Source organism: Kitasatospora sp. NPDC059747 (assembly GCF_042732955.1).
Classification (GTDB): Bacteria; Actinomycetota; Actinomycetes; order Streptomycetales; family Streptomycetaceae; genus Kitasatospora.
Genome location: NZ_JBHWGV010000177.1, coordinates 1 through 6,920 on the forward strand (window position 1 = coordinate 1; position 6,920 = coordinate 6,920).

At 72.2% G+C, this 6,920-nt stretch carries 6 protein-coding genes and 1 riboswitch; of the genes, 4 read left to right on the forward strand and 2 right to left on the reverse strand.

Annotation, left to right across the window (positions count from 1 at the left end; all coding sequences use genetic code 11):
* Positions 1 to 85 precede the first annotated feature (85 nt).
* Both ACFV4G_RS40530 and ACFV4G_RS40535 read right to left on the reverse strand, forming a co-directional pair.
* Complete coding sequence (locus ACFV4G_RS40530) at positions 86 to 1,453, reverse strand: magnesium transporter MgtE N-terminal domain-containing protein (protein WP_380448123.1); 1,368 nt, start codon at positions 1,451 to 1,453, stop codon at positions 86 to 88.
* A 311-nt stretch (positions 1,454 to 1,764) separates the two neighbouring features.
* Positions 1,765 to 1,944: riboswitch (M-box (ykoK) riboswitch) on the reverse strand.
* A 581-nt stretch (positions 1,945 to 2,525) separates the two neighbouring features.
* Positions 2,526 to 3,257, reverse strand: a complete 732-nt coding sequence (locus tag ACFV4G_RS40535) for a hypothetical protein (protein WP_380448125.1) — start codon at positions 3,255 to 3,257, stop codon at positions 2,526 to 2,528.
* Positions 3,258 to 3,423: 166 nt separating this feature from the next.
* Here ACFV4G_RS40535 and ACFV4G_RS40540 point away from each other — a divergent pair, with 166 nt between their 5' ends.
* The 4 genes from ACFV4G_RS40540 to ACFV4G_RS40555 all read left to right on the forward strand — a co-directional run.
* A complete protein-coding gene (locus ACFV4G_RS40540; RefSeq protein ID WP_380448127.1) occupies positions 3,424 to 4,839 on the forward strand; it encodes a protein kinase in 1,416 nt (471 codons plus the stop codon).
* Positions 4,840 to 4,927: 88 nt separating this feature from the next.
* The gene (locus ACFV4G_RS40545) at positions 4,928 to 5,485 is read left to right on the forward strand and encodes a hypothetical protein (protein WP_380448129.1); all 558 of its coding nucleotides are present in this window, start codon (positions 4,928 to 4,930) and stop codon (positions 5,483 to 5,485) included.
* Between the two features lie 178 nt (positions 5,486 to 5,663).
* On the forward strand, positions 5,664 to 6,152 hold the full coding sequence (locus ACFV4G_RS40550; protein WP_380448131.1) for a hypothetical protein: 489 nt from the start codon (positions 5,664 to 5,666) through the stop codon (positions 6,150 to 6,152).
* Between the two features lie 111 nt (positions 6,153 to 6,263).
* On the forward strand, positions 6,264 to 6,920 hold a 657-nt coding region (locus ACFV4G_RS40555), incomplete at its 3' end, for an NUDIX domain-containing protein (protein ID WP_380448133.1).

Consider the following 6,920-nt stretch of genomic DNA (forward strand, 5'->3'; position numbering starts at 1 on the left):
CGTCACCGATGTCGAGGCGGTCGGGGGGGGCCCCGCGCGGGGGGGCGCGCGCCCCCGGCGCCGGGGCGGGTGTCGAGGTCGCGGGTCACTTGAGGAGCCTCCGGAAGTGCAGGCGCCCGCGCTCGGGGAGCAGCGAGTCGAGGATGTCGTCGGCCAGGACCCGGCCGAGGGGGCGGTCGGTGTCGTCGACCACGAGCAGGGAGGTGGCGCGGGCCGCGACCAGGTGGTGGGCTGCCTCGGCGAGGCGGGTGTCGGGGCGGACGGTCACCGGCGGGCCGAACTGGGCCCGCCAGGCGACCAGGTCGGCGATCACGGTGGTGTCCTCGGCGACGGCGAGGTCGAACAGCGGGATGTCGCCGACCAGGACGCCGTCGTCGTCGAGGACGGTCACCGCGTCGATGTCGGTGCGGTGTTCGGCCTGCGCGGCGAGATCGGCCCGCACCTCGCCGACGGTCTGGGCGGACTCGGCGGTGACGAGCAGGGTGGTCATCGCGCCGCCGGCCGTGCCCTCGCGGTGGGTGAGCAGGGAGCGCAGCTCGGCGGCCTCGGGCTCGGGCATCCGGGCCAGCAGGTTCTCGCGCTCGCCCGGGTTGAGGTCGCGCAGGGCGTCGGCGGCCTCGTCCGGCTCCATCTCGTCGACCAGCCGGGCGGCGTGCTCGGGCGGCGCCTCGCGCAGGAGGTTCTCCAGCTCGGCGGGCTCCATCTCCTCCAGGGCGTCCGCCGCGTGCTCCGGCTCCAGCCAGCCGAGCAGCTGCTGGCGCTCGTGGCGGCCGAGGTCCTCCAGGATGTCGGCGAGGTCGGCCGGGCGCAGCCGGTGCAGCGCGGAGCGGGAGGCGCGCAGCCGCACCTCGGCGGGGCCGTGGGTGGCCTGCTCGCCGAAGGGGGCGACGGACTGCCAGTCCAGGACGCCGTCCGGGGTGGGGCGGATCTGCCAGCGGCGCGGGCCGAGGCGGCGCAGGAGGGTGGGCAGCGAGACGTCGACGCCGACCAGGACGGTGCGGGCGGCCAGCGGGGCGAGGTAGAGGTCGGCGGCGCGGGTGACCTGGACGCCGTCGACGTCGACGAGCTGGTGGTCCATCACGTCGCGGGCGAGCAGCACCTCTCCGGGCCTGCGGTTGAACTCGCGCAGGTCGACGCGGGAGGTGCGCAGCCGCACCCCGCAGGTGTGGATCCGCTCGACGGCGGTCGCCGCGATGAACGCGCGGCGCCGGCCTATGCGGATGATCAGGCCGGTGACGGGCGGGTAGGGCTCCGGCCCGTAGAGGCGGGCGACGACGTCGACGACGCGGCCCACCTCCTCGCCGGCCTGGTTGGTGACCGGGCCGCCGACCAGCCCGGCGAGCGAGACGAGCGACGAGCGGACGGCCTTGGTGACGGTGGTGCGGCGCTCGGCTTCGACCGTGCGGTCGCGAAGGCGCGCCGTGGCGGACGAGAACAGCGTGGTGGTGGCCATGGAGAAACCCCCCTTGCCCCGGCAGGACGGGACATCGGGCCGCCCGGTGGCATGGCGCTGCCAACCTTGACCGCAGGGCTCACCGGGCGCGCGCAGGGGCCTCCCGCGTCACGTGGACGCGAGGGGGGAAGCGGAGCGGACCCGGCAGGTCAGGGAAGGAGGAGCCGCCTGGAGCAGCGGAAGAAGGACGGCGGGAACGAAACGGTGAAGGGCCGACTATGGCCAGGACTTCCGTCCATCACGCCCCCTCCCGATCTCGGCCGCGATCCGGCGCCGCGGCGGCATGGCAGGGCGGACGGACGTCACCGCCCGATGCACCCCAACTCGTCAGAGCTTTGGCACTCCACGGCGTGTCCCCGGCCGGTTCGGGCGGGGAAGCCACTTGGGGTCACCCCTTGGGCCGGGGAGACCTGTCCTGATCCGGAGCGTCTCTCGACGGGTGGGATCAGTGGCCTGTGTCCGTGAAGACGCCTCACCGAACGAGGTGTCTTTTCGAATCCTTGACAGGATAGGGCCTTGCCATCCCTCCGGCATAACCCTTGACCTGAGCTTGACCCCGCCCCGACCAGCGGGGGAGCCGCCGGGCGCGCGTCGGGGCGCGCGCGAGCGGAGGCGTACGCGGGGGCCGGGAAGGCGAGAGGACCCGGGAGCGTAGCCTGCTCCCGGGCCCCTGTGTGCCGCCCAATTGCTCACACCGGCACGTTTAAGGGCCGCGGATCAGATTGAAACCGACGCGTTCTGCCGTTGAACTACCGTGCCACGGAGCGGCACAGGCAGGACTTGAACCTGCATTCGTCGATGTTCGTCCGCACCCGGTCGATCCGGTGTTCGGCGGCGAATGCTGAGACTGGAGCGAGAGTCTGAGTTTGACGGGGCCCGCCTCTGCCTGGCTTGGGCTACCCCGGCCGGTGGTGCCGGGGGGAGGATTTGAACCTCCACTGTGACCCCTGGGTCAGCTTCAACATCAGTGTCAGCTTTTTCGCACCGCGCGAGCGCCCCCATCCGGTCTCCCGGAGAGTTCTCGGCGCCGTTCGGTGCACCCGCCCGGCTCCCCGGACGGGTGATCAGGAGGCTACCTGAACAGGTAGCCGAAGACGGCGTCGCCCACGCGCTGGTCGGTGACCTCCACGGCGTTGGCCTCCTCGCGGGCGAACTTGACCGCCTGCTGGAGCTTCTCCACCCGTTCGGCGAGCTCGTTCACGCGCCGGGCGGGCAGGGCGCCGGAGAACTTGACGGTCGTCCAGTACCCGACCGGGACGTCCTCGTAGTAGACCTCGACCTGGGCCGGGTGCTTCTCGGTGGCCTCGGCCTTGACGTGGTTGCGCGGCACCTTCTTGGTCCGGATGGTGCGCACCGGTTCGGTCTTCCACGAGTCGGTGGACGGGTCGAGGTTCCACGACTCGGAGGCGTCCAGCACCGGGAGCTTGCGCACGAAGGTGAACAGGTCGGTGAGCTGCTTCTCCAGGAAGAGCAGGTACGGGACGGGCACCTGGGCGAGCAGCACCTGGCCGTCCACCACCACGTCGGCGCGGGCACCGAGGTTGGCCCAGTCCTTGGTGGCCGTCACGTCGAACAGCCGGGTGAGGGTCGTCGAGGTGGACCGCAGGATGTCCTCGGCCTTGAGCTGCACCCGGGTCGACTCCGGCGGCAGCTGCTCGCCCTCCTCGTCCTTGGGCTGGTAGGTGCGGGAGATCCCGGCCAGCAGCGCGGGCTTCTGCAGGTCCTGGTGGGCCTGGGTCAGCTCCTGGAAGGACTTGGACTTGACGCCTTTTTCGACGGCGATGATCTGGTTCAGCTTTGCCACGTCGAGGACGCTAGCAGTCCCGAACTGGTGCGCGATACCCAATTTATGACCAAGCGGCTTCCCGCGGACCGGGCCGGGCCGACGGGCCCGAACCGGCGGGTCCGAGCCGACGGGTCTGTACCGCAGCGTGTCCGGGGACAGGGGCACGCCACTAAGGTATGGGCCCGTGACAGCATCGAACGGGGCAGTCGTCGGGGGCCGGTACCGCCTCCACGACCTCATCGGGCAGGGCGGCATGGGCCGCGTGTGGCGGGGGCGCGACGAGACCCTCGGACGGGACGTCGCCGTGAAGGAGGTGCTCCTGCCGGCCGGCGTCGACGACGAGCACCGCGAGCAGCTCCTCCAGCGCACGCTGCGCGAGGCGCTCGCCGCCGCGCGGCTCAACCACCCGGGCATCATCACCGTGCACGACGTGGTCGAGCACGAGGGCGCGCCCGTGATCGTCATGGAGTACGTGACCGGCGCCTCGCTCGCCGCGCTGCTCGGCCGGGACGGCGCGCTGCCGGCGCGGCGGGTGGCCGAGATCGGCGTCGCGATGCTCAAGGCGCTCCAGCAGGCGCACGCGGCGGGGATCGTCCACCGCGATCTCAAGCCGGACAACGTCCTGCTGATGGACGAGCGCGTCATCCTCACCGACTTCGGCATCGCGCACATGGCCGACGCGACGACCGCGCTCACCCGGACCGGCGCCGTCATCGGCACTCCCGCCTACATGGCCCCCGAGCAGCTGGAGGGCAAACCGCCGACGCCCGCCAACGACCTGTGGTCGCTCGGCGCGACGCTGTACGCGGCGGTGGAGGGCCAAGCGCCCTTCCACGCCGACACGTTCAGCGCCCTGTGCATCGCCGTCGTCACCCAGCCGCCGCGCCCCACCCAGCGGGCCGGTGCCCTCGCGCCGGTGCTTGCCGGGCTGCTCACCAAGGACCCGGCGCAGCGACTGACGGCCGAACAGGCCATCGCGGCGCTGGAGTCGGTGATCCGGGGTGAGCCGGCCCCGGTCGCTCCGCCGCCGACCCGGGTCGACGCGCCGCCGCAGTCGCCGGGCTTCGGGCCGGCCCTGGGCTACCCGCCGCCGTCCGGGGAGCCGCTGCGGTCGGTGCTCGGCACGTTCCCGCACCAAACGCCGACGCCCGACGGCGGCTTCGCGCCGCACCAGCAGACCGCGCCCCATTCGCCAGGTGCCGACGGGGTCCTCGCTGCTCCCCGGGGCAATCCGGTCGTGGCCCGGCTGGTGCAATTCGGCGGCACCATGGCGGTGCTCTGGGCCCTCGGCCTGGCGGCGCCGTGGAACTTCGTGGGGCAGTTCTCGCCCTCCTACTACCTGCCCTTGATCGTGGCCACGGCCGTGTTCTCGCTCGTGCACGCGCTGCCCCGGCCTCGCTTCCACCCCGGGCTGGTGTGGGCCCTCTTCCTCGTCCTCGACGTGGCGCTGTTCTACGGGAACACGTACATCGAATCCCAGGGGTTCCGGGGCATGCTCGGCTACAGCCGGGCCCCGGACATGCTCCTGTTGAACGCGCTGATCGTCGCCACCGCCGGCTGGCTCCTCTGGTGGAAGGCCCCCGGCAGCCGTCGCTCCTGACGCCGGGCCGGGGCCGGACCGAGGCTGGACCGGACGAAGATCATCCGGGCGTAGGCTCTTCGCGGACGACAAGGCAAGAGAGGCAGACATGGGCCAGAAGATCATCCGATTCTCGGACCTGACCGGCGAGCACGTGGAGAACGACGACGACCTGGTGCGCATCGTGGTCCACCGGCACCCGGACCTGGCGGACGGGCCGGTCGAGATCGAGGCGCTCGCCGGTGAGCTCGCGGCGGTGGAGGAGCTGGCGCTCGACCTGGTGACGATCGAGCTGCACGTCCCGGGCTCGGACGAGCCCCGGACGGTCGTCATGGAGGCCGGGGCGTTCGACCGGCTGGCCTCGGCGGCGCCGATGGCCGAGGTGCTGCGCGGCGCCAAGCCGGCCGCCCGGTCCGTCCCGAGCCAGAGCGCGGCGTCGCTCGCCGTCAAGGAGAAGGTCAACTACGCGAGCCTGGAGAACGCCGGCCGGCCGCACAAGGGCCGTACGACCGACGCCGAGAAGCAGGTCGTCCAGCAGCACCTGGAGGAGATCAACGAGCGCCTCGCCACCGAGGGCGTCCGGACGATCGACCTGGCCAACTCGGAGCACGTCAGCCGCTACGGCCTGGAAGCCCTGGCCCGGGCGATCGGCGTGACCCAGGACTGACGGCGGTGCGGTGGGGCCCCGGGTGCGAGGACGGCGTTCGGGGCCCCTGTCGTTGCCCTCCGGTTCAGCCGTGAGGGTGACGGGTGCCGTTCGGCTCGCGTCGTGGACTCGGGGGCGGACGGTGGCCCCTAGCGTGACCGGTGACCGGGGGATCCATGGAGCGCGAGAGGTGCGGTTGATGCTGCGTAGGTTGGCAGTTGCGGCGGTGGTGTGCGGTGCGGTGGCCGGGATGCTCGGTGCGGCGGGCCCGGTGGAACGGCCGAGGCTCGCCCCGGGGTCCATTGTGGTGATCCAGGAGGACCCCGACGCGGCGGCACCGGGGGGCATGACGACGGTGCACGGGATCGTCGCCAACGAGACGGCGAAGGCCGCGCCGGCGCTCGTCGTCAAAATCACGATGCCGCCCGGGGCAGTCCCGGAGGAGCCCTTCTTCCCGAGGACGTGCAAGCGGCACAAGAGCGACAAGATCTGGACGGTGACCTGCACGTTCGAGGCAGGCCTGGAGTCGGAGCGGACGGCGACCGCGCTCGTGCCGGTGCGGATCCCGAATGACGCCTCGGAGCCGCTGACCGGTGGGCGGGTGTCGGTCACGAGCCCCGACGACCCGAGCGTGAACAGCTCGGAGCCGTTCACCATCCAGGTCGCCTTTGACGAGCCGACCGGCTGACCGGCTGACCGGCTGGGCCCGGTGCGGCCCGGCCGGTCGGCGTGGCTGTTGGTGGCCCTGAGGTGCTGCTTGACGCCTGACCGGCGTGCGGTGATCGGCTAGCGTCGGCCCATGGACATGGAGACCCCGCACCAGGCGCTGCCCGAGCACGAGTTGGTGGCCACCAGCAGCACCGTCGTCTACCGGAACCGCTGGATGACCGTCCGCGAGGACAGGACCCTGCGCCACGACGGTGCCGAGGGCCTCTACGGGGTCGTGGAGAAGCCGGACTTCGCGCTCGTCGTCCCGTACGCCGACGGCGGTTTCCACCTCGTCGAGCAGTACCGGTACACGGTGAAGGGCCGCTACTGGGAGTTCCCGCAAGGCTCTTGGGAGGACGAGCCGCACGCGGACCCGCTCGCCCTCGCCCGCGGTGAACTCGCCGAGGAGACGGGGCTGAGGGCCGGCACCATGACGCCGCTGGGGCACCTGTACGAGGCGTACGGGTACTGCGACCAGGGTTTCCACGTCCTCCTGGCCACGGACCTCACCGCCGGGGATCCGAATCTGGAGGAGACGGAGGCGGGGCTGGTCAGCCGCTGGTTCTCCGAGGCTGAGGTGTGGCGACTCATCGCCGAGGGCTCCTTCAAGGACGCGGCGTCCATCGCCGCCCTGGCGTTGTTCCAGCGCCATCGCGGAGGTGGGAGGGCCGGGGGGGGGGGGCGGGGGGTCGGAGAGCGGGAGCGCGGGGTGGGGGGTTTGAGGGTGTTGCGAGGGGTGGCAGAGGGG